Here is a 282-nt window from a genome sequence, read left to right as displayed (position 1 = left end):
CGCGCACGTCGCGGTGACGGACGCGGTCGCGGACGCGACGCCGACCGAGGCGGGCGTCCGCGCGTACGACGTGGTGTGGTCTCGCGACGCGCTCGTCGCCGAACCCGAGCAGGACGTCGCCGTCCTGGAGGTCGACGTCGGCGAGGCGGACGGCGAGCGGTTCGCGTCGGTGTTCGTCCACCCGGACCGTGCTCGCGTCGAGTTCCACGCGGGCGTCGACGTCGCCGCGGCGGCGGCCGACGGGACGCGGCTTCGCGTCCGCCCGAAGGCGACGACGCCGCC

1 pseudogene is annotated in these 282 nt (G+C 77.0%); it reads left to right on the top strand.

The features are described 5' to 3' along the window. Window positions 1–282, top strand: a pseudogene (locus SM753_RS20405) (hypothetical protein); the annotation flags it as partial.

It is taken from the genome of Halostella sp. PRR32 (genome assembly GCF_034808085.1).
Lineage (GTDB): Archaea > Halobacteriota > Halobacteria > Halobacteriales > Natronoarchaeaceae > Halostella > Halostella pelagica.
Note: the sequence above shows the minus strand (reverse complement) of the source record. Positions and strands in the feature narration are given on the sequence as shown.